18 protein-coding genes are annotated in these 21,642 nt (G+C 70.0%); 4 read left to right on the forward strand and 14 right to left on the reverse strand.

Translation table 11 applies throughout. From position 1 onward, the window contains the following. Nucleotides 1–48 precede the first annotated feature (48 nt). The 3 genes from ccsB to DRV96_RS09185 all read right to left on the reverse strand — a co-directional run bounded on the left by ccsB (nucleotide 49) and on the right by DRV96_RS09185 (nucleotide 4,311). Nucleotides 49–1,416: a c-type cytochrome biogenesis protein CcsB gene (gene ccsB, locus DRV96_RS09175; protein WP_235823353.1), complete on the reverse strand. Its 1,368-nt coding sequence runs from the start codon at nucleotides 1,414–1,416 to the stop codon at nucleotides 49–51. After that, nucleotides 1,413–3,578: a cytochrome c biogenesis protein ResB gene (locus DRV96_RS09180; RefSeq protein ID WP_119290146.1), complete on the reverse strand. Its 2,166-nt coding sequence runs from the start codon at nucleotides 3,576–3,578 to the stop codon at nucleotides 1,413–1,415. Before DRV96_RS09180 ends, ccsB begins: the two co-directional genes overlap by 4 nt. Nucleotides 3,579–3,675: 97 nt before the next feature. After that, nucleotides 3,676–4,311 carry a c-type cytochrome gene (locus tag DRV96_RS09185; RefSeq protein WP_119290149.1) on the reverse strand — a complete coding sequence of 212 codons (636 nt, stop codon included), beginning with the start codon at nucleotides 4,309–4,311 and terminating at the stop codon, nucleotides 3,676–3,678. 46 nt (nucleotides 4,312–4,357) lie between these two features. On the opposite strand from DRV96_RS09185, the gene yihA reads away from it, so the two are divergent. Both yihA and DRV96_RS09195 read left to right on the forward strand, forming a co-directional pair. Then, nucleotides 4,358–5,047, forward strand: a complete 690-nt coding sequence (gene yihA / locus DRV96_RS09190) for a ribosome biogenesis GTP-binding protein YihA/YsxC (protein WP_119290151.1) — start codon at nucleotides 4,358–4,360, stop codon at nucleotides 5,045–5,047. Beyond that, nucleotides 5,044–5,940 carry an alpha/beta fold hydrolase gene (locus DRV96_RS09195; RefSeq protein ID WP_119290153.1) on the forward strand — a complete coding sequence of 299 codons (897 nt, stop codon included), beginning with the start codon at nucleotides 5,044–5,046 and terminating at the stop codon, nucleotides 5,938–5,940. Before yihA ends, DRV96_RS09195 begins: the two co-directional genes overlap by 4 nt. A gap of 3 nt (nucleotides 5,941–5,943) precedes the next feature. On the opposite strand, the gene DRV96_RS09200 is transcribed toward DRV96_RS09195, so the two are convergent. The 9 genes from DRV96_RS09200 to pilB form a co-directional block, all read right to left on the reverse strand. After that, nucleotides 5,944–8,226 carry a patatin-like phospholipase family protein gene (locus DRV96_RS09200; protein ID WP_119290155.1) on the reverse strand — a complete coding sequence of 761 codons (2,283 nt, stop codon included), beginning with the start codon at nucleotides 8,224–8,226 and terminating at the stop codon, nucleotides 5,944–5,946. A gap of 109 nt (nucleotides 8,227–8,335) precedes the next feature. After that, nucleotides 8,336–9,979 carry a chaperonin GroEL gene (groL, locus tag DRV96_RS09205; RefSeq protein ID WP_119290157.1) on the reverse strand — a complete coding sequence of 548 codons (1,644 nt, stop codon included), beginning with the start codon at nucleotides 9,977–9,979 and terminating at the stop codon, nucleotides 8,336–8,338. 34 nt (nucleotides 9,980–10,013) lie between these two features. Then, nucleotides 10,014–10,304 carry a co-chaperone GroES gene (gene groES, locus DRV96_RS09210; protein ID WP_119290159.1) on the reverse strand — a complete coding sequence of 97 codons (291 nt, stop codon included), beginning with the start codon at nucleotides 10,302–10,304 and terminating at the stop codon, nucleotides 10,014–10,016. A gap of 217 nt (nucleotides 10,305–10,521) precedes the next feature. Further along, nucleotides 10,522–10,755, reverse strand: a complete 234-nt coding sequence (locus DRV96_RS09215; protein ID WP_119290161.1) for a DNA gyrase inhibitor YacG — start codon at nucleotides 10,753–10,755, stop codon at nucleotides 10,522–10,524. A gap of 85 nt (nucleotides 10,756–10,840) precedes the next feature. Then, nucleotides 10,841–11,593 (reverse strand): cell division protein ZapD, encoded by a 753-nt coding sequence (gene zapD / locus DRV96_RS09220; RefSeq protein WP_119290163.1) that lies wholly within the window; start codon nucleotides 11,591–11,593, stop codon nucleotides 10,841–10,843. A gap of 55 nt (nucleotides 11,594–11,648) precedes the next feature. Next, a complete protein-coding gene (gene coaE, locus DRV96_RS09225) occupies nucleotides 11,649–12,245 on the reverse strand; it encodes a dephospho-CoA kinase (protein ID WP_119290166.1) in 597 nt (198 codons plus the stop codon). 19 nt (nucleotides 12,246–12,264) lie between these two features. After that, entirely contained in the window at nucleotides 12,265–13,212 is a 948-nt protein-coding gene (locus tag DRV96_RS09230) for a prepilin peptidase (RefSeq protein WP_119290168.1), read from the reverse strand. A 4-nt stretch (nucleotides 13,213–13,216) separates the two neighbouring features. Then, a complete protein-coding gene (locus DRV96_RS09235; protein WP_119290170.1) occupies nucleotides 13,217–14,440 on the reverse strand; it encodes a type II secretion system F family protein in 1,224 nt (407 codons plus the stop codon). A gap of 103 nt (nucleotides 14,441–14,543) precedes the next feature. Continuing rightward, nucleotides 14,544–16,268, reverse strand: coding sequence for a type IV-A pilus assembly ATPase PilB (pilB, locus tag DRV96_RS09240; protein ID WP_119290173.1), 1,725 nt, complete (start codon nucleotides 16,266–16,268; stop codon nucleotides 14,544–14,546). 786 nt (nucleotides 16,269–17,054) lie between these two features. Between pilB and DRV96_RS09245 the strand changes: the two genes are divergently transcribed. Continuing rightward, the gene (locus DRV96_RS09245) at nucleotides 17,055–17,465 is read left to right on the forward strand and encodes a helix-turn-helix domain-containing protein (protein WP_162910997.1); all 411 of its coding nucleotides are present in this window, start codon (nucleotides 17,055–17,057) and stop codon (nucleotides 17,463–17,465) included. Between the two features lie 516 nt (nucleotides 17,466–17,981). Here the strand turns inward: DRV96_RS09245 and DRV96_RS09250 are convergent. Then, nucleotides 17,982–19,496 (reverse strand): transposase, encoded by a 1,515-nt coding sequence (locus DRV96_RS09250; RefSeq protein WP_119290177.1) that lies wholly within the window; start codon nucleotides 19,494–19,496, stop codon nucleotides 17,982–17,984. A 738-nt stretch (nucleotides 19,497–20,234) separates the two neighbouring features. Between DRV96_RS09250 and DRV96_RS09260 the strand changes: the two genes are divergently transcribed. Beyond that, nucleotides 20,235–21,014, forward strand: coding sequence for a reverse transcriptase domain-containing protein (locus tag DRV96_RS09260; RefSeq protein WP_473199546.1), 780 nt, complete (start codon nucleotides 20,235–20,237; stop codon nucleotides 21,012–21,014). Here DRV96_RS09260 and DRV96_RS09265 read toward each other — a convergent pair. Beyond that, a partial coding sequence (locus DRV96_RS09265; protein ID WP_162910998.1) for an IS1595 family transposase occupies nucleotides 21,015–21,642 on the reverse strand: 628 nt, incomplete at its 5' end.

Raw genomic sequence — 21,642 nt, forward strand, 5'->3', positions numbered from 1 at the left:
GCTCCGATCGGGCCGGCACGCCCAGATTCGCGCCAGCGGCGCCGGCCGTCACAGCGTGCCGTACGAGTGCAGCCCCGACAGGAACATGTTGACGCCGAGGAACGCGAACGTCGTCACCGCGAGGCCGACGAGCGCCCACCACGCCGAGATCGTGCCGCGCAGCCCCTTCATCAGCCGCATGTGCAGCCAGGCGGCGTAGTTGAGCCAGACGATCAGCGCCCACGTCTCCTTCGGGTCCCAGCTCCAGTAGCCGCCCCAGGCCTCGGCGGCCCAGAACGCGCCGAGGATCGTCGCGATCGTGAAGAACGCGAAGCCCACCGCGATCGCCTTGTACATCACGTCGTCGAGCACCTCGAACGACGGCAGCCCGGCGGCGATGCGCCGGCGCATCGCGATGATGCCGCCCACCAGCAGCGCGCTGGCGCCGAAGTAGATCGCCCAGAAGTTGCTGATGCCGCCGGCGGCCGACTTGCGGAACAGCAGCGGCTCGAAGCACAGCACGACGCCCAGCGCCCACAGCGGCGCGAGCTTCCACCAGTTCGTCTCGGTCGCGTGCTGCTTGATCAGGTACGCGAACGCGACCATCGCCGCGATCGCGAACGTGCCGTAGCCGATGAAGTTCGCCGGCACGTGCAGCTTCATCCACCAGCTCTGCAGCGCCGGCACCAGCGGCTGGATCTCGTGCGCCTGGCGGTCGACCGTGTACCACAGCAGGAAGCCCACCGCGGCGCTGACGATCAGCATCGCGAACGCGCCCAGCGCCTTCGTCTTGTAGACCTGCTCGTAGTAGAGGTAGAACAGCGCCGTCATCCAGCAGAACAGCACGAACACCTCGTACAGGTTGCTGACCGGGATGTGGCCGATGTCGGGCGCGATCTGGTGGCTCTCGTACCAGCGCACGAGCGAGCCGACGAGCGCCATGAACACGGCGGCCCACGCGAGCCGCGAGCCGATGCGCTGCGCCGTGTTGTCGGTGCCCGCCTTCGCGGTCGCGAAGACGCCGATCCAGTAGAAGACCGTGCTCATGAAGAACAGCACGCTCATCCACAGGATCGCGCTCTGGCTCGACAGGAAGTACTTCAGCAGGAACACGTTCTCGGCCGCGGCGAGGTCGGCGCCGAAGCCGTCGGTCGTGCGCGCATACAGGCCGATGGCCAGCAGCACCGCCGCGCCGACGCCAAGGGCCAGCGTGCGCAGCGGCGCCCAGAACCAGCCCAGGCCGATGACCACCGGCGCGCTGCCGGCGAGGATCCACTTCTCGTAGACGTCCATCGACGCGCCGTAGCGCCAGAACGCGAAGCCGGTGCCGGCGATCACGAGGGCGGCGAACAGCCAGTCGTAGGCGCCGAAGGCACCGAGCCGCGACGGACGCGATGCGACGGGCAGGCGGTGGGTGGACGTGGTCGCGGTGTTCATGCGGACTCCTTGGCGGGTGCCGTCGCGGCGGGCACCAGGACGGTCTTCAGGCGGTCGAATTCGGCGTCGGCCTCGAGCGTGCGCCGCGTCGTCGACAGCGCGGCGACGATGCGCGTGCGCGCGCCGGGCGCGCCGGCATCGTCTTCGAGCCAGACCCACAGCCGGCGTTCGCGCACGTACAGCATCACGAACACGCCGACGATCAGCAGCACGGCGCCGAGGTAGACGAGGTTCTTGCCCGGCGCGCGCGCGACCTGGAACACGCTCGCCTGCACCTGCTGGAAGTCGGTGAGCTGCAGCAGCACCGGCGCGGGGTAGAAGAAGCTGTCGGACAGCGACGTCAGCGCGCGCGACAGGAAGTCCTGCACCTGCGCGTCGGGCACGAGCGCCGGCTGCCCGGCCTGGGCACGCGCCGTGTTCAGCAGCTCGAACAGGCTGCCGCTGAGGATGCGCAGCAGCACCTCGGACACCCGCTCGCGCTCGCCCTCGGGCACCGTCGACTCGAGGAAGCGCGCCACCGACGCCAGCCCGCCGCGCACCGGCGGCGTGTCGGTCGCGGGCGTCGCGGCGTGGGGTTGGTCGGCCGGCTCCTGGCCCGCGAACAGCGTCAGCAGCCGCAGCGACGTCACGCGCAGCTGCTCGGCCATCTCGGGGCGGTCGGCGGGCGTCGCGGCAGCGGCATAGCGCCGCGCGGCGAGGTCGCGCAGCGCCGGGTCGTCGAGCGCGGTGCGCAGCCGCACCCAGGTGTCGATCGAGTCGTCGGCGTCGACCGGGATGCGCAGGTAGCGGAAGCTCTCGTTCGGGTTCTCGCGCACGCCGGCGAGCATGACGCGCCGCCCGTCGAGCTCGATGGGCAGCATGTAGTTGTGGAATTCGCGCGCCTGGCCGCTGGCGTCGCGCAGCTTGTACGTCACCGACGGGCCCACGTTGCGCAGTTGCTTCTGCGTGCGCACCTTGGCGCCCGAGCCGAGGTGGTCGTCGAGCGCGCTCTTCAGGTCGACGCGGCGCACGTCGGTGCCCGAGCCCATGCCGCCGGCGCCGAAGTTCTCGACGTTGATCACGCGCAGCCCGGTGAACTCGAGCTGCAGCGTCTCGCCGCCGCGCTGCAGCGTCGTGCTGCTGCCGACGACGCCCTGGACCTCGAACTCGCGCGCACCCGCATGCAGCGGAATCGCGCGCAGCTTCAGGCTCGAGCCGCCGTCGTCGAAGCTGCTCTGGTAGATCGCGACGCCGCGGTGGAACGCGGGGTGGTTGACCTCGACGCGGGCCTCGCGCGACTGCCCCGTCTCGTGGTCGTGGATCACGATCTCGCTGGCGAACAGCTTGGGCATGCCGGTCTCGTAGTACTCGACGATGAACTTCTTCAGCTCGACGTCGAACGGCAGGTCCTGCAACACGACGCCGTCGGGCATCGACAGGATCGCCGTGCCGGCGCGCGCGCCCTCGGGCACGAGCAGGTTGGCGCGGTAGGTCGGGTTGTTCGGCCCGAGGCGGTGCTGGGGCGGCACCTCGCTGATCAGCCCGCCGCCGCGGTAGACCGACTTGTCCTGGAACCACATCTGCGCGCGCACGACGAGGTCACCATCGAACAGCCCGCCCAGACAGATCAGCACGATCGCGCCGTGCGCGGCGAGGTAGCCGAGCTTGTTCGATGCGCCCTTGCGCGCGGCGATCATCGTGCCGTGGGGGCGCACCTGCACCTTGGCGCGCCAGCCGGCGGCACCGAGCGTCGCCGCGATGCGGTCGTAGGCCGCGGCGCGCGGCTCGTCGACCGCGCCCTGCGCCTTGTGGTGGAACGCCTGCAGCGACTGCTCGCGCAGGTGCTCCTTGTGGGCCTTGAGGTCGGCGATGATCTTCGGCGTGTTGCGCGCGATGCACAGGCTCGTCGAGACGACGAGGAACGCCAGGATCAGCAGGAACCACCACGCGCTGTACACCGTGTACAGCCCGACGGCAGCGAACACGTCGGCCCAGAATGGGCCGAACTGGTTGACGTAGTTGTTGAACGGCTCGTGCTGCTTGACGACGGTGCCGATCACCGACGCGATGCAGATCAGCGTCAGCAGCGAGATCGCGAACCGCATCGACGACAGCAGCTCGATGCCCTCGCGCAGCCAGCGCGAGCGCGCGCTGACCTCGAAGCCGGCCGTGGTGACGCTCATGGCGCGATTATCGCGACCGGCGCCCCTGGGCGCCGAAAGGCCCCGGGGCGACCCGGCCCGATGCAGGAATTGCCGCGGCCGCGCCCGCCGGGCGCACTCAGCGCAGGCCGGCGGCGTAGTCGGCCAGCGCGGCGATCTCGCGGTCGCTCAGGTTCGCCGCGATCGACAGCATCTGCGCGTTGTTGGCGCGCTCACCGGAGCGGTAGCCCTTCAGCGACGACGCGACGTACTCGGCGTGCTGGCCGGCCAGGCGCGGGTACTGCGCCGGGATGCCGGCCCCGTTGGGGCTGTGGCAGCCGGCGCACGCGGGCACCTTCTTGCTTGCGATGCCCCCGCGCCAGATGCGCTCGCCCAGCAGCACCAGGTCGGCGTTGGTCGCGGCGCCTGGCACCGGGGGCAGGCTGGCGTAGAACGCGGCGACGTTGACCATGTCGTCGTCGCTCAGCGCGGCGACCATGCCCTGCATGACGGCGTTGACGCGCTTGCCGGCCTTGAACTCGCGCAGCTGCTTGGTCAGGTACTCGGGGTGCTGGCCGGCGAGGATCGGGTTCGCGGGCGCACCGCGCGAGCCGTCGACCGTGTGGCATGCGACGCACACCTGCGTGGCGATCGTGCGCCCCTTCGCCAGATCGGGCCCCGCCTTGGTGTCGCCGGCGGCGGTGGCCGACAGCGGCGCGAGCAAGGTGGCAGCCAGTACGGCGGCGGCCAGCCGGAAGGCGTGGGGGGCGTTCATCGCATGCGGCTCGGAAGAAACAAACCTTGAAATTTTACAATGCTCCATGCCCACCTCTGCCGCGGCTTCCGTCTCGCCGGCTCGCACGGCGCTTGCCTGGGCGCACGGCGCGCGCTTCCTGACGACGGCCAGCCGGCTCGACCAGCTGCTGGTCACCGAACTGCCCGAGATCGCCTTCGTCGGGCGCAGCAATGCCGGCAAGTCGACCGCGATCAACACGCTGGCACAGCAGCGGCGGCTCGCGTTCGCGTCGAAGACGCCGGGGCGCACGCAGCACATCAACCTGTTCGCGCTCGGCCCGAAGGACGCGCCCGATGCGCTGTGGGCCGACCTGCCGGGCTACGGCTACGCCGCGGTCGACCGTGCGGCCAAGCTGCGCTGGCAGAAGGTCATGGCCGACTACCTCGCGATGCGGCGCAGTCTGTCGGGTGTCGTCCTGCTGGTCGACGCGCGGTTGGGTCTGACCGACCTCGACCGCCGGCTGCTCGAGTTCATCGCGCCGCGTGTGCGCACCGGCGAGGTCCGCCTGCTCGTGCTGCTGACCAAGGCCGACAAGCTCTCGCGCCGCGAGGCCGACGCGGCGCTGCGCAGCACCTCGCAGGCACTGGGCGAGTTCGCCAGCGAGGCGTCGGACATTGGCGTGGCGCTGTTCTCGGCACTCACCCGCGCCGGGCTCGACGACGTCGCGCAGACGCTGCACGGCTGGGCGCACCCGGCCCCGGCGTCATCGTCATGATCGACACCTTCGACGCCCGTCTGCCGCACGGCATCACGCTGGCGTGCCGCTGCGCTGGCGCCGTCGGCGCGCCGCGCGTGCTGCTGCTGCACGGCTTTCCCGAGGCGGCGTTCGTGTGGGACGGCGTGATGCAGCGCCTCGCGCCGCGTGCGCACTGCGTCGCGCCGAACCTGCGCGGCTACGCGCCGTCGTCGGCGCCGCCCGGCGTCGACGCGTACCGCGCGAAGCACCTCGTCGCCGACGTCGCGGCGCTGATCGACCACCTCGGCGGCCGCATCGACGTGCTGGTGGCGCACGACTGGGGTGGTGCCGTCGCGTGGGCGTTCGCCGCGCAGCACCCGCAGCGCGTGCGCAGGCTGCTGATCGTCAATGCGCCGCACCCGGCGACCTTCCTGCGCGAACTGCGCGACAACCCGGCGCAGCAGCGCGCGAGCGCCTACATGAACTTCCTCGTGCGCCCCGACGCCGAGGCACTGCTTGCCGAGAACGACTTCGCCCGCCTGTGGCGGTTCTTCACGTCGATGGGCGCCGACGACGCGTCGCACCCCGGCGGCGGCTGGCTCACGGCCGACTTGCGCGAGCGCTACCGCGAGGTCTGGCGCAGCGGGCTCACTGGGCCGCTGAACTACTACCGGGCCTCGCCGCTGCGTCCGCCGGCCGCGTCGCACGACGCGCTCGCCACGCTGGCGCTGCCGCCCGAGGCGGTCACGGTGCGCGTGCCGACGACGGTGCTGTGGGCCGATGCCGACACGGCGCTGCTGCCGTCGCTGCTCGACGGACTCGACGCCTTCGTGCCCGACCTGCGCGTCGTGCGCGTGCCGGGGGCGACGCACTGGGTCGTCCACGAGCGGCCGCAGCTGGTGGCTGACACCGTGGCCGCGCTGCTGCCCTGAGCCTCAGGGGCGGCCGACGAACAGCGCGATGCCGAGCGACCCGCCCGGCGCGTACGTCAGCCCGAAGTGCACCGGGCCGACGCCGGTGTCGGTGCCCAGGTACAGGCTGCCGCCGGTGCGCAGGTCCGACAGGCGGGCGGCGTCGGTGTCGAGCCACGCGTTGCCGGCCTCGAGCGTCGCGCCGACGACGAGGTTGCGCGCGAACAGCAGCCGCCCGGTCAGCGGCGTGCGCCAGCCCAGCCGCAGCAGCACGACGGCATTGCCGTTGAGCTGGTCGGTGCGGTAGCCCGACAGGCGCTGGAAGCCGCCGAGCGTGTAGCGGCCGAACACGTCGAGACCGTCGGCATTGGTGGCCTGCAGCAGCGCGAGCGCGTCCAACGTGTGCGCGCCGAACGTGCCCACCGCCATCGCCTCGACCTCGGCGCGCTGGAAGCGCTCGTCGCGGCCGCGCGCGTCGCGCAGGCCGGCGGCGGCGACGGCCTCGAGCCGGTAGCCGCGCGTCGGGAAGAACGCGAAGTCGAGCTGGTCGACCACGAGCCGCGCACGCAGTGCGCGTTCGACGAAGCGCTGCGACACCAGCTCGATGCGGTTGAAGCCGAAGCTGTCGGGTACGTTGCGGTAGTTCAGCCACGACAGCCCGAGGCGCAGCTCGCCGATGCGTCCCCACGGGCGGCCGAGGTCGACGCCGGCCTGCAGGATGTCGCGCCGGTACTGCGCGAGCTCGAGGCCGAGGTCGTCGGGGTCGTACAGCACGACGCGGCGCCGCTGCACGCCGGCGTACGGGGCGACGAACCAGTCGGCCTGCAGCGCGCGGCCGACGCCCAGCGGCCGGTACAGCTCGGTGGCCAGCGTCGGCGCCTCGCCGATCTGCAGCAGGTTGCGCCACTCGGCGCCGTCGGGCGTGAGCCAGCGCCGCACGTGCAGCAGCCGGACGTTGAAGCCGCTGTCGCCGCGGAAGTCGGTGTCCATCGTCAGCCCGACGCGCAGGTAGTTCGGCCCCCACGGCTTGTCCTCGAGGTCGAACACCAGGCCTTCGCGACCATCGACCTCGGCGATGCGGTAGTCGGTGCGCACGTAATCGCCGGTGGCTGCCAGCCGGCGCGCGTCGCGCTCGGCACGCTCGCGGTCGAACGCCATCCCGGGCTGCGTTTCGAGCTCGTCGGCGTAGCGCACCGGGTTCGTCGCGCGGGTGCCCTCGAACGCGACGAAGCCGAGCGCCGGTGCCGGCGCCGCGCCGCGCGTGCGCGCGAGCGTCCACTCGGCATAGTCGGCCGCCGGGACCGACAGCGCCGCGAGGCGCGCCAGCACCGCCTCGGCGCCGCTGGCGCCCAGCGCGATCAGCTCGCGCGTGCGCTCGAAGTCGCCTGCCGTCAGCGCACCGAGCTGCGGCGCCACCAGCACGTCGCGCGGCCCCAGCGTCGCGAGGCTGCGCTGCACGTTCTGCTCGGTCAGGATGTTGATCATCTGCGCCGTCACGCCGACGACCGAGCCGAGCGACTCGCGCGGCGCCAGCGGCGTGCCGATGTTGACGACGATCACGACGTCGGCGCCCATCGCGCGCGCGACGTCGATCGGCACGTTGTTGACGAGGCCGCCGTCGCCGAGCACGCGGCTGTCGACCTCGGTCGGCGCGAACACGCCGGGCACGCTCATGCTCGAGCGCAGCGCCAGCGCGAGGTCGCCACGGTCGAGCACGACCGCCTGGCCCGTCTCCATGTCGGTGGCCACCGCGCGGAACGGGATCGGCAGGCGGTCGAACTCGGTGACGCCGCGCACCGGCAGCGTGTAGCGGCGCAGCAGCAGTTCGAGGCCGCGGCTCGAGACGGCCGCCACCGGCGCGCGCAGCTCGCCGTCGCGCACGCCGAATTCGAGGTCGGGGGCGACGTCGAAATCTTCCTCCTTGCGCCGCTGCGGCAGCTCGCGGCGGTCGACGCGGCTGGCGAACAGCGCGTCCCAGCGCACCGCGAGCAGTTCGCGCTCAAGCTGCTCGGCGCTCATGCCGCTGGCGTACAGCCCGCCGATGATGGCGCCCATCGACGTGCCGGCGATCACGTCGACCGGGATGCGCTCGCGCTCGAGCACCTTGAGCACGCCCACATGCGCCAGCCCGCGCGCGCCGCCGCCCGAAAGCACCAGACCCACGCGCGGGCGCGTTGCCGCCGCCGATGGCGACGCGGGGTCGAGCGGCTGCGCCTGCGCGGGTGGTGTGGGCACCAGCGTCGCCGCGGCGACGACCCACGCCCATGCGGCGAGCGTGCGCGCGAGGCGCCGGAGTGGAGCGGGCATCGAGGTCACGGGGCGAAGGACGCCACGATTGTCGCTAGCGTACGCAAAAAAAAGCCCGCGGCGCGTGCCGCGGGCGGGTTGGGTGTGTCTGGCTGACCGGGTCAGGACATCACATATCCATGCCCATGTCGCCCATGCCACCCATGCCGGGACCCTTGGCCGGGGTCTCGTCCTTCGGTGCTTCGGCGACCATGCACTCGGTCGTGAGCATCAGGCCGGCGACCGACGCGGCGTTCTGCAGCGCGGTGCGGGTGACCTTGGTCGGGTCGAGGATGCCCATCTCGATCATGTCACCGTACTGGCCGGTGGCGGCGTTGTAGCCGAAGTTGCCCTTGCCCTCGAGCACCTTGTTGATCACCACGCTCGGCTCGTCGCCGGCATTGGCGACGATTTCGCGCAGCGGCTGCTCGACGGCGCGCAACACGATCTTGATGCCGGCGTCTTGGTCGTGGTTGGCACCCTTGAGCTTGTCGACGATCGCCTGACGCGCGCGCAGCAGCGCGACGCCACCGCCGGCGACGATGCCTTCCTCGACCGCGGCGCGCGTGGCGTGCAGCGCGTCCTCGACGCGGGCCTTCTTCTCCTTCATCTCGACTTCGGTCGCGGCACCGACCTTGATCACCGCGACGCCGCCGGCGAGCTTGGCCACGCGCTCCTGCAGTTTCTCGCGGTCGTAGTCGCTCGTCGCTTCCTCGATCTGCACGCGGATCTGCTTGACGCGCGCCTCGATGTCGGCGGCCTTGCCGGCGCCGTCAATGATCGTCGTGTTCTCCTTGGCGACTTCGACGCGCTTGGCCTGGCCGAGGTCGGCCAGCTGCACCTTCTCGAGCGTCAGGCCCACTTCCTCGCTGATGACCTTGCCGCCGGTGAGGATGGCCATGTCCTCGAGCATCGCCTTGCGGCGGTCACCGAAGCCCGGGGCCTTGACGGCGCAGACCTTCAGGATGCCGCGGATCGTGTTGACGACCAGCGTGGCCAGCGCTTCGCCCTCGACTTCCTCGGCGACGATCAGCAGCGGCTTGCCGCTCTTGGCCACCTGCTCGAGCGTGGGCAGCAGGTCGCGGATGTTGCTGATCTTCTTGTCGTGCAGCAGGATGTACGGGTTCTCGAGGACGCAGACCTGCTTCTCGGCGTTGTTGATGAAGTACGGCGACAGGTAGCCGCGGTCGAACTGCATGCCCTCGACGACGTCGAGCTCGTTGTTCAGGCTCTTGCCGTCCTCGACGGTGATCACGCCTTCCTTGCCGACCTTGTCCATCGCGTCGGCGATGATCTTGCCGATCGACTCGTCGCTGTTGGCCGAGATCGAGCCGACCTGGCTGATCTCCTTGCTCGTCGTCGTCGGCTTGCTGATCTTCTTCAGCTCGTCGACCAGCGCCTCGACGGCCCTGTCGATGCCGCGCTTGAGGTCCATCGGGTTCATGCCCGCGGCGACGTACTTCATGCCCTCGCGCACGATCGACTGCGCGAGCACGGTGGCGGTCGTGGTGCCGTCACCGGCGGCGTCGCTGGTCTTGGAGGCGACCTCTTTGACCATTTGCGCGCCCATGTTCATCAGCTTGTCCTTGAGCTCGATCTCTTTGGCGACCGAGACACCGTCCTTCGTGACGGTGGGGGCGCCGAACGAGCGCTCGAGCACCACGTTGCGGCCCTTCGGGCCCAGCGTGACCTTGACGGCGTTGGCGAGGATGTTCACGCCGTCGACCATGCGATGACGCGCGTCGGCGCCGAAAACAACGTCTTTAGCAGCCATGTGCAGACTCTCCGGATTCGTGTTCTGGGGGGGATTACTTCTCGATCACCGCGAAGAGATCCTCTTCGCGCATCACCAGCAGTTCTTCGCCGTCGACCTTGACGGTCTGGCCGCTGTACTTGCCGAACAGCACGCGGTCACCGACCTTGATGTTCAGCGCGACGAAGTCGCCCTTGTCGTTGCGCTTGCCCGGGCCAACCGCCACGACCTCGCCCTGGTCGGGCTTCTCGGCGGCGTTGTCGGGGATCACGATGCCCGACGCGGTCTTGGTTTCGTTCTCCAGACGCTTGACGATCACGCGATCGTGCAACGGACGAAGTTTCATGACATCTCCTGAGAAGGAATCGATGAGCGAGAATCGGTGCGCGCTAAGTTAGCGAGCGCTAACACCACCAAATCGGGCTGCGGTTCGCAACCGCTAGCACTCGACAGCGACGAGTGCTAACAGGGCACGATTATAGGGACGCCCGTCCCGCCTTCAAGAGCCAAGGTGCTCGTGCGGTGGCCGCGGCCGCACCGCTGCGCCGGCGGCGCACACGGGTTCAGTGCGCTGCGCGGGGTGCCGGCGGGTCCGTGGTGTCGTCGCGGCCCGCCTCGGCGTCGTCGGGCGCGGCGTCGACGCGGTAGCTCTCGCTCGCCCACGCGCCGAGGTCGTGCGTGCGGCAGCGCTCGCTGCAAAACGGCCGCCAGGGGTTGTCGGCGTCGTACCACGCGGGCCCGCCGCAGGCGGGGCAACGCACGCGCCGCCTCGCCACCGACGGGGGCGACGTGCTCATCGCGACGCGCCGCGGCCGTGCCGCCGCGGGTCGTGGCGACCGCGCCGGGCCGCCGCGGTCCGGGGGCGTTGGCGGGTCAGGGTCATCATGCGCACAGCGTCAGCTCGAAGCTGTGGTCCTCGGCGACCGGGCGCATCCGACCTTCGCCGTCGGTGCGCATCAGCCGCACCGACACCATCAGCCGGTGCCCGGTGATCTCGGGCACGAGCGTCGCGTCGTCGAGCCGCACGCGCAGCAGCTGGTAGACCTTGCCTTGCGGCAGGCCCTGCTGGAACTGGCCTGCCGGCGCGACGACGCGGTGCGGCACGCCGCTGTCGCGCAGCAGACCGAGCAAGACGTGCAGCGCCGCCGCGAGCGGGCCGAGCGTGTCGACCCAGCGCCACAGGTCGGCGCGGCGACGCTCGGCCGGCAGCTGCTGCCAGGCGTAGTACGCCGGCAGGTCGAACTCGCAGGTGCCGCCGGGGATGCTGATGCGGCTGCGGATGCTCATCAGCCACTCGTTGCCGGCCAGCGCGGCGCCGGCCTTGCCCGGGAGCCGGTTCAGGCCGTCGAAGGCCGCGTCGACGCGCGCGATGACCTCGTCGAGCGCGGCCTCCGAAATCGCCGGATTGCCGCGGTAGCCCTGCAGCTGGGTGCGCTGGCGGTCGAGTTCCTTCAGCAGGTCGGACTTCAGGTCGGCGCGCGCGGCGACGTCCATCACCTCGAACATCGTCGCGAGCGCGAAGTGGTGGTCGATCGGCGTGTCGCGTGCCACAAGCTGCCCGAGGCGGTCGAACAGATGTTCGAGCCGCAGCATCGTGCGGATGCCCTCGTTGAACGGGAATTCGTAAAGGACCACGGCGGATCTTCGACGGCGGGCCGCCCGACGGGCGCCGCGCACGCCGTGGATTCTTTCACAGCACGGCCGTGCTCCAGTGCGCCCACAGCGCGTCGACCTCGGCGTGAAGGGCAACGAGCGGCAGCCCGTCGTTGTGGATCACGGCGTCGGCGATGGCGCGGCGGCGCGCGCGCGGCGTCTGCTGCGCGATCACGCGGCGCACCTCGTCGGCGCTCCAGCCGGAGCGCCGCACGACGCGCTCGACCTGCGTCGACTCCGCGCAGTCGACGACGAGCACGCGTTGCACGCGGGCGCGCCAGTGCGCCGATTCGGCCAGCAGCGGCACGTCGAACACGACCGGCGCCGCGCCGGCGGCGTCGGCGCGGCGCAGCGCCTCGGCGGCGATCATCGGGTGCAGGATGCCCTCGAGCCGGCGCCGGGCGGCGGCGTCGGCGAACACGTGGGCGCGCATGAAGGCGCGGTCGAGGGCGCCGTCAGCGGCGATCGCCCGCGCGCCGAAGGCGTCGCGCAGCGCCTCGATGGCCGCGCCGCCCGCGGCGGTCAGCTCGCGGGCGATCGCGTCGGTGTCGACGACCGCGGCGCCGAGTGCCGCCAGCCGGGCAGCCACGGTGCTCTTGCCGCTGCCGATGCCGCCGGTCAGTCCGATGCGCATCGCCGGCGGCGTGCCGCGCTCAGGCCCAGCCGATCCAGCCGCGCACCGTGTCGGCACCGGCCAGCATCACGACCAGGCCGGCACCGGCCAGGAAGGGTCCGAAGGGCACGTAGCGCCCTTCGCGCAGCGCTGCCGACAGCTTCATCGCAACGCCGACGACGGCCCCGATCACCGAGGCCATCAGCAGGATCGGCACGATCATCTGCCAGCCCAGCCACGCACCGAGCGCGGCGAGCAGCTTGAAGTCGCCGTAGCCCATGCCCTCCTTGCCGGTGGTCAGCTTGAACAGCCAGTACACCGACCACAGCGACAGGTACCCGGCCGCGGCGCCCCACAGCGCGTCGGCCAGCGGCAGCGTCCAGCCGAACGCCGCGGCGAGCAGGCCGGCCCACAGCAGCGGCAGCGTCAGCGCGTCGGGCAGCACCGTGGTGTCCCAGTCGATGGCCGCCAGCGCGACCAGCGCCGCGGCGGCGGCGCACCACAGCAAGGCGACCGGCTGCGCCCCGAAGCGCCAGCCGATGCCGGCGAACAGCAGCGCGGTCAGCAGCTCGACCAGCGGGTAGCGCGCCGAGATGCGCGCGCCGCATTGCGCACAGCGGCCCCTGAGCCGCAGCCAGCCCAGCAGCGGGATGTTCTCGTGCCACGCGATCGCGTGCCCGCACGACGGGCAGCGCGAGCGCGGTGTCGCGATGCCCAGCTGTGGCAGCGCGTCGAGCGACGTCGACAGCGTCTTGGCCGTCTGCGCCAGCGCCGGCGGCACGGCGGCCGGCTCGCGCGCCCCGAACACGCGCCGCCACGACTCGGCGTCGGCGAGCTGGTGGGCGACGTCGGTCCACCACTGCCGCTCGAGCATCAGCGGCAGGCGGTGGATCACGACGTTGAGGAAGCTGCCGATGACGAGCCCGAAGACGGCGAGCGTCGCCGGGTGCAGCAGCAGGTCCAGCGGCACGCCGCCGACGGCGCTCATCGGGTCAGACCACCGAGCCGAGCTTGAAGATCGGCAGGTACATCGACACCACGATGCCGCCGATCAGCACGCCGAGCACGACGATGATGAACGGCTCCATCAGGCTCGACAGGCCCTTGACCATCTCGTCGACCTCTTCCTCGTAGAACTCGGCGGCCTTGCTCAGCATGTGGTCGAGCGAGCCCGACTCCTCGCCGATCGCGCTCATCTGCAGCACCATGTTCGGGAACACGCCGGTGGCCTGCATCGACGTCGTCAGCGCCGAGCCGGTGGACACGTCCTTCTGGATCTTCTCGGTGGCCTCGGCGAACACCGCGTTGCCCGACGCGCCGCCGACCGAGTCGAGCGCCTCGACCAGCGGCACGCCGGCGGCGAACATCGTCGCCAGCGTGCGCGTCCAGCGCGCGACGACCGACTTGTAGATCAGGTCGCCGAACACCGGGATCTTCAGCAGCAGCCGGTCCATGAACTTCTGCATCTTCTCGCTGCGCTTCCAGCTCTGCAGGAAGAAGTAGGTGCCGCCGATCAGCACGCCGAAGATGATGTACCAGTACGCGACGAAGAACTCGCTCATCGCGATGACGGCCAGCGTCGGCGCGGGCAGGTCGGCGCCGAACGACGTGAACACGTCCTTGAACGCCGGGATCACGAAGATCATGATCACCGACAGCACGACGAAAGCCACCACCAGCACCGCGATCGGGTAGATCAGCGCCGACTTGATCTTCTGCTTCAGCGCGAGCGTCTTCTCCTCGTACAGCGCCAGCCGCTCGAGCAGCGCCTCGAGGATGCCGCCCGCCTCGCCGGCCTCGACGAGGTTGCAGTACAGCGCGTTGAAGTACATCGGGTGCTTGCGGAACGCCGCCGACAGGCTCGTGCCGGTCTCGACGTCGGCGCGGATGTCGTTGAGCAGCCGCGTCAGCTTCGGGTTCGGGCTGCCGCGCGCGACGATGTCGAAGGCCTGCAGCAGCGGCACGCCGGCCTTCATCATCGTGGCCAGCTGGCGCGTGAAGACGGCGATGTCCTTCTGCTTGATCGCTTTTCCGCCGCTCATGCGGCGCTTCTTCACCTTGGTGACGAGCACCCCCTGGCGGCGCAGCATCGCGTTGACCGCGGCCTCGCCGGCCGAGCGGATCTCGCCGCGCAGGATCTTGCCGTTCTTGTCCTTGCCTTCCCACTCGAAGACGAACTCTTTGACGTTCTGTCTCGCGGCTGCCGCAGTCGCCATAAAGCCTCCGGGACGCATCCCCAACGATTCGTTTTCGGCACCGGGGTGCCGCGATTGAGCGCAGTTGTAACCAAATGAGACGCGCGCGCCGGCGCGCGCAGATTCACTCGTTCGTCACCGTGATGACTTCCTCGAGTGTCGTCACACCGGCGCGCACCTTGACCAGACCGGCCTGCCGCAGGTCGCGCACGCCTTCCTTCTGCGCCTGCTGCGCGATGTCGAGCGCCGTGCCCTCCGACAGGATGATGCGCTGGATCGCCTCCGTGATCGGCATCACCTGGTAAAGGCCGACCCGCCCTTTGTAACCGTTGGTGCACGCCGAGCAGCCCACCGCGCGGTACGGGGTCCAAGAGCCGTCGAGGTCGGTGTCCTTGAAGCCGGCCCGCAGCAGTGACTCGCGCGGGTACTCGGCGGGTTTCTTGCAGTTCTCGCACAGGCGACGCGCGAGGCGCTGCGCCGTGATCAGCAGCACGCTCGACGCGATGTTGAACGGCGCCACGCCCATGTTCAGCAACCGCGTCAGCGTCGTCGGCGCGTCGTTGGTGTGCAGCGTGCTCATCACGAGGTGGCCGGTCTGCGCGGCCTTGATCGCGATATCGGCCGTCTCGAGGTCGCGGATCTCGCCGACCATGATCACGTCCGGGTCCTGGCGCAAGAACGACTTCAGCGCCGCGGCGAAGGTCAGCCCGGCCTTCTCGTTGACGTTGACCTGGTTGATGCCCGGCAGGTTGATTTCGGCCGGATCCTCGACCGTCGAGATGTTGACGCCGGGCTGGTTCAGGATGTTCAGGCAGGTGTACAGCGACACCGTCTTGCCCGAGCCCGTCGGGCCGGTCACGAGGATCATGCCGTACGGTCGGTGGATCGCCGCGAGCAGGCGCTCCTTCTCGACTTTCTCGTAGCCCAGCGCGTCGATGCCCAGCTTCGCGCTCGACGGGTCGAGGATGCGGATCACGATCTTCTCGCCGAACAGCGTCGGCAGCGTCGAGACGCGGAAGTCGATCGCCTTGTTACCGAACTTGAGCTTCATGCGGCCGTCCTGCGGCACGCGCTTCTCGGCGATGTCCAGCCGGCTGATGACCTTGATGCGCGACGCGAGCTTGTCCTTGATCGCCACCGGCGGCTGCGTGATCTCGCGCAGCTCGCCATCGATGCGAAAGCGCACGCGGTAGTGGTACTCGTACGGCTCGAAGTGCAGGTCCGACGCGCGCATGTTGATCGCGTCGATCAGCATCTTCTGCAGGAACTTGACGACCGGCGCGTCCTCGACCTCGGCGGCTACGTCGGTGCCCTCGGCCTCGGCGCCAGTGTCCTCGGCGACGTCGAACTCGAAATCCATCGACGCCAGCGACTCGAGCGCCTCGTTGGCGCTCTGGCCCTGGGCGTCGCGCAGTCGCGCGAGCTTGTCGTACTCGACGATCACCCACTCGGGCTGCAGCTGGGTCGCGAACTTGATGCGCTCGACCGCCTCCTGGTCCGTCGGGTCGGCGCCACCGATGAACAGGCGGTTACCGCGCTTGCCGAGCACCGCGATCTGGTACTGCGCGGCGAGCTTGGGCTCGACGATGCCGCGGGGCAGCTTCTCGGCGTCGACCGCGTCGAGGTCGAGCAGCGGCAGCGCCAATGCCGACGCCAGCGTGTGGGCGAGGTCCGGTGGCGAGACGGCGCCGGCGGCGATGACGGCCGACACGAAGCTCGAGCGCCGCTCTTTGGCCGACTGCGCCAGTGCCTCGGCCGACTTGGCGCTCAGCTTGCCGGCGTGCACCAGCACGCGCGCGACCCCCGACAGGGTCGAGGACGCGGCTTCAACGACGGTCTCCGAGGCCAAATGCCCCCCTTGTAATCAGACTCGACGAGCGACCGATGATAGACGTCGTCGCCGGGAGCGCGGGTCGAAAAGGGGGGAATCCTTGCGCCATTAACGGCACGCTTCCCGCCCGCTCGACTCCGGGTGGGATCGCGGTGACAGAGGCGCCGACCGCCGGGCTGGCTGCGGCCTGAATCGGTCGGACCCGGCGGCCCGCGCGGCGTGGCGTTGATGAGATCCTGGTCGGGGTGAGAGGATTCGAACCTCCGGCCTCTACGTCCCGAATGCGCTTGCGCGCTCGTGCCGTGGGTCCAGGGGGGCACGCGAATCCTAGGAAAATCAAGAACTTGGCGCAAGGGGGGCGAGGGCGACGGAAGCCGAAAGAGGGGGTCAGAACCCCCGATTTGGAGCAAGATTGGAGCAACGCCCTCGCAAATATGACAAGGTGTTGCCCATTTTGGGCGGACCCTCGGGGGCATGCACGAGGGCGCTGCAAGGTGCCGAAGGTGCGACGGCGGTGGCGGCCGAACAGGCGTAGGACCGGGCATCGGCGAGCACTCGCAACAAGGTGAAGTCGCCCGCCAAAGTCACCGATCCCTGCGTGCCACCTTCCGGGTCGCTCCTTGCATGGGCACCGGCCTCGCAGCGCGTCCTGCCGACTTCTGAGCCTCGCGTGCTCGCGCCCCTGCATTGCTGCCCACCCGCCCGGTGTGCAGGCCACGGATAAAACGCAGCCCTACACGAACCTCCATCACGAGTCTGGAGGTTCGCGTGAGCAGTGTCGGTGTGGTGCAGCCCTTCCGCCCGATGACCAAGGCCGACGTCGCCGAGGTCCTGGGCGTGTGCACGAAGACGGTCGAGGCGTGGGAACGCGCGCGCATCATCCCGCCCGGCCAGCGTCTCGGTGCCTTCGTCTTCTGGCATCCCCTCGTCTTCTATGCGTGGCTGGACAGGCGCCTGAAGGGCGAAGCGCCGGCGCACGACGCTGTGGCCGCACCTGCCGCAGTGCCGTCGACCTCCGAAACGTCGGCCGCGACGGTCACGGCCGAGGCCGCCGCAGCCCTGCCGCCGAGCGTCGAGCGGGCTGACCAAGGCGGCGACGCGCATCGCAACGTCGAGCGTGCCTCGGGCAGGCGCACGCCGTCTGCGGCTTCGGACGCTGGACGCCGCTCGCTCGAGCGCAGCGCCTCGTTGATTCGCGACCTCGCGCGCGAATGACGACGTAGCGACGACGTAACGCGACGTCACCCGCACGCGCTGCGCGGGCGCATCTTCCCGACCGCGAAATCGTCTTCTCGCTCGCGCTGCGCGCGTGCAGGCGCCGGGTGCAGTCGCCGCTGCACGCCTCGGCCCGGCGCCACCGTGTACCCAGAGAGGCGGCCTCGGCGCACCCGGGCTTTCATCAGCATGCGCGGCGCATAGGATTTTCAAACGGTGCTCGGTGCTCGAAGGCTCGACGCTGCAGCCGATGCCAGCCAAGTTGGCCTGGACCTGGGGGTCCAGCCATTGCCTTGCGCCCATTCGGCCCGCCTCGCCGCCTCGCCCTGGGCTCGTCCGGCCTTGATCAGCGATCCCGATCACAGGGTTGACTCTCATTCGGTAAGGCCGCGCCAACTCCGCGCGCAGCGTTGCGCCGGCCGCTTTGTGGCGCTGCAGCCTGGCAAGTGGTGTTTGTGACGACCGGCGCGGGCCTGGCAAGTGGTGTTTGTGACGACCGGCGCGGCCCAGGCCGCTTCAGTCCTGGCGGACCTCGCGCGCCCGGTCCCTGGGCGGCGGCTGCGGATCCAGCCCCAGGTGGCTGAGGATCTTCTCGATCACCGGCCGCTCCAGGATGGCCGCGATGATCTTCAGCTCCCCACTGCGGCAGTTCGGGCAGTGCTGCATGTCGATGTCAAAGACGCGCTTGAGCAGCCTCGCCCAGCTGATGCGGTGCGGCCGGGCCTGAACCGTCTCGCTCTCGCATTCGCTGACAGCTGCGACTTCGGCAGTCTGCTCTTGCACCTCGGGTCCTTGCGGCACCACCAGCGAGCGCAGCTTGGCGTTCGGCGCCAGCACCCCATGGAACCGAATGAGGTGCAGCCGCGGCCGCGGCACCAGCGCGGCCAGCCGCTGCATGAACTCCAGCGGGCTCATCACCAGATGCGTGGTCCCGTCGCGCCACGGTGTCTTGAGCTTCAGCTCCACCTGCCCGGCGGCGTTGAGCTGCACGCGTTCGTCGGACAGCGCCGGCCGCGTGATGTAGCGGCACAGCTGTTCCAGCCGCTTGCGGGCATGTGCGTCCACCCGCACCGCGGCGTGCAGGCTGAATCCGTCGATGTCCGCGCACAGCGGCTGGCGCACCCGGTCCTCGCGCGGCATCGCTCCACGCAGGGTCAGCACCTTCTGCCCGGCGCGGGGCCCGAAGGCGATGCGGTACGTGATGGCCGCGGCCTGCAGTGGCCGCAGCGTGCGCGCCTGCTCGCCGTCGGCATGCGGCTCGGCCAGGTAGGTCTGCCCCATGTCCTCGACCAGCACGCCCCGGCGCGTGAGCATCTTCATCAGCCGGGCGATGACGGTCTGCAGCAGCGCGTGCAACTCGTCGTCGCTGGGCTCGCTTGCCTCGATGAAGCTGGGCACACCATCAGCGTCGCAGCGGTACACCCCGTCCAGCACCAGGCAGTGCAGGTGAAGGCAGTGCAGGTGAATGTTGAGGTTGGCGGCCGAGCCAAAACGCTGGATCAGCGTGACGGCGCCGCCGTGGCCCTCATCAGTGGCGAGCCCGGTCTGCCTCAGCAGATGCCGCGCGACCACGCGCTGCACCACCTGCAGCACCGACGTGACCAGCTCGGGTTGCGCGGCCAGCAGCACGCGCAGCGGGATCGGCAGCGACAACACCCACTGGCGCACCGGCACGTGCGGGATGACGTGGTCCACCAGGTGCGCCGCGGTCTGCGACATCCGGCGCGCGCCACATGACGGGCAGAACCCGCGGCGCTTGCAACTGAAGGCCAGCAGCTTGTCGTGCCCGCAATCCCCGCAGCGCAGCCTCAGGAAGCCGTGGGCCAGGATGCCGCATTCGAGGAAGGCGTCGAACTCGTCTTTGATGAAGCGCGGCAGCTCCGCGCCAGTGTCGGCCTCGGTGTGGGCGATGAAGCTGGCCGCGTGCTGCTGCACCAGGCGGTACAGCGTGGTCTGCTCCGGGCGGTGGCGCTCGTAATGCAGCGGGGCGCCGTCCGGCGCCCTCCGGGACGGCTGGCCGACGGCTTGCACGCGAGGCTCCCGAGGTGGTGAGCCCGCACGGTCTCAAGCCGTGCGCGGCGCATCAACCTAAATCCGGCAGTTCACCACCCGTGATCACCCGCTGAGCAAGCACTGGCGCGGTTTCGTCGGGTCGCGGCACACTCACCATATGGGTGGTGCGCCGGGAGAACGGCAAGGAGTAGGTGGTGCGAGTCCACCGCGATGAAGGAGTAGCGAACCACATCGGCCCCGAGCCGTGCGTCGGCGTCCGCGAGGACGCAGGCGAAGCGTCGGTAGGGGGGGTGTGCAGGCCAGCCATCGAGCCGCGAAATGAGGTCAGTTCTGGGCGCCGACGCTGTCACCCTTGCGGAAGGCAACACGGCTGCGCGCGACATCGCGAGTGCGCAGCCGGCCCGGCGTGGTCTGAGAACCTGGCACGCACAGACGCTCCTTGCACGGGAACCGGGAGATCTCGGGTCTGACCAGTCGCTGTACCGGGCTGGCCCGCATCGGGAAGGCGAGGAGCCGTAGCCGATGATGTACGGACCCGAGAAGTCAGACTCGGCCATAGTAGCGAAGAAGCCTGCGAACAAGGTCGCCTCGGCGGCTGCGGAGCGGGTGGAGCCAAGGGCCGGGACCGAGGGGAGCACGGGCCAACCACGCACGCGACGGACACAGAGCCGCTGTAGCGTGTCACCGGGGCTGGACCGTGTACGGCATGCTGCGAGGCAGCGGAAGAAGGAGAAGTTCACCGCGCTGCTGCACCACGTGACGGTCGACCTGCTGAGGGATGCGTTCCTGGCGCTGTCGCGCCGTGCCGCGCCCGGGGTGGACGGCATGACGTGGCAGGACTACGAGGCGAACCTGGAGGGCAACCTCCAGCGGCTGCATGCACGGGTCCACCGCGGCACGTACCGGGCGCAGCCCGTCCGGCGTCGGTTCATCCCGAAGCCGGGCAGTACGAAGGGCCGCCCGCTGGGAATCGCGGCGCTGGAAGACAAGATCGTCCAGCGCGCGGTCGTCGAGGTGCTCAATGCGATCTACGAGGAGGACTTCCTCGGCTTCTCGTACGGGTTCCGGCCCGGGCGGGGGCAGCACGACGCATTGGACGCGCTGTCGGTGGCCATCTGCGAGACCCGGGTGAACTGGATTCTCGACGCCGACATACGGAGCTTCTTCGACGGTCTCAGCCAGGCATGGCTGGTCCGTTTCCTGGAGCACCGCATCGGCGACGAGCGCATCGTGCGTCTTGTGCGCAAGTGGCTCAAGGCGGGCGTCCTGGAAGACGGGCAGAGGAGCGTCAGTGAGACGGGGACCCCGCAAGGGGCGGTGGCATCACCGCTGCTTGCCAACGTCTACCTGCACTACGTCTTCGATCTGTGGGCTCAGCAATGGCGGCGGCGCGAAGCCACCGGCAACGTGATCTTCGTGCGCTACGCGGACGATATCGTGGCCGGCTTCGAGCACGAGGCCGATGCGCGGCGCTTCTGGGATGCGATGCGAATGAGGTTCGAGCAGTTCGGGCTCGAGCTTCATGGGGACACCTGATTAGCGAGCAACCTCAGCAGTGCGCAGCCAGTGCTCTGGCGACGGCGGCGCGGCAAGCAGACTTTGCAGCAGGCGAGGCAAGATGGTTTTCATGTCGAAGCGGCGATTGAAGCGGAACTGGAACTCGGCGAGGTAGCGGTGCGCGTACTTGGCGAAGTCGAAGGCGTGGTAGGTCCCGGTGATGGCGGTCTTCAGGTTGCCCAGCAGCGTGTTGACGGCCTTGAACTGCGGCAGCTTCATGCTGGCCTTGCCCCCGCCGGTGACGACGCGCTCGTGCTGGGCGCCCACGCGCGTGGCGGCGCGAAAGCACCACAGCCCGTCCGAGACCACGGTGGCCGAAGGCGCGATGTGGCGCGCGGCGAAGGCGCGCATGGCCTCGCTGGTGGGCGGCTGCGCGCTCAGGCAGGCATACAGCGGGTGGCCCTCGGGGGAGGTCTGCACCGCCGCCACGAACGGCACCTTGTTGTCGGTGCCGCGCCCGGTCTTGCCGCCGCAGAACTCGCCGCCGAAGTAGGCGTCGTCGACCTCGATGCGCCCGTCGAGCTTGCGATCGCCTTCGGCCACGCGCATGGCTTCGAGGATCTTGTGCTTCATCAGCCAGGCGCTGCGGTAGCTCACCCCGAGCTGG

The sequence above is a fragment of the Azohydromonas sediminis genome, from assembly GCF_003574675.1.
GTDB classification, from domain to species: Bacteria; Pseudomonadota; Gammaproteobacteria; order Burkholderiales; family Burkholderiaceae_C; genus Calidifontimicrobium; species Calidifontimicrobium sediminis.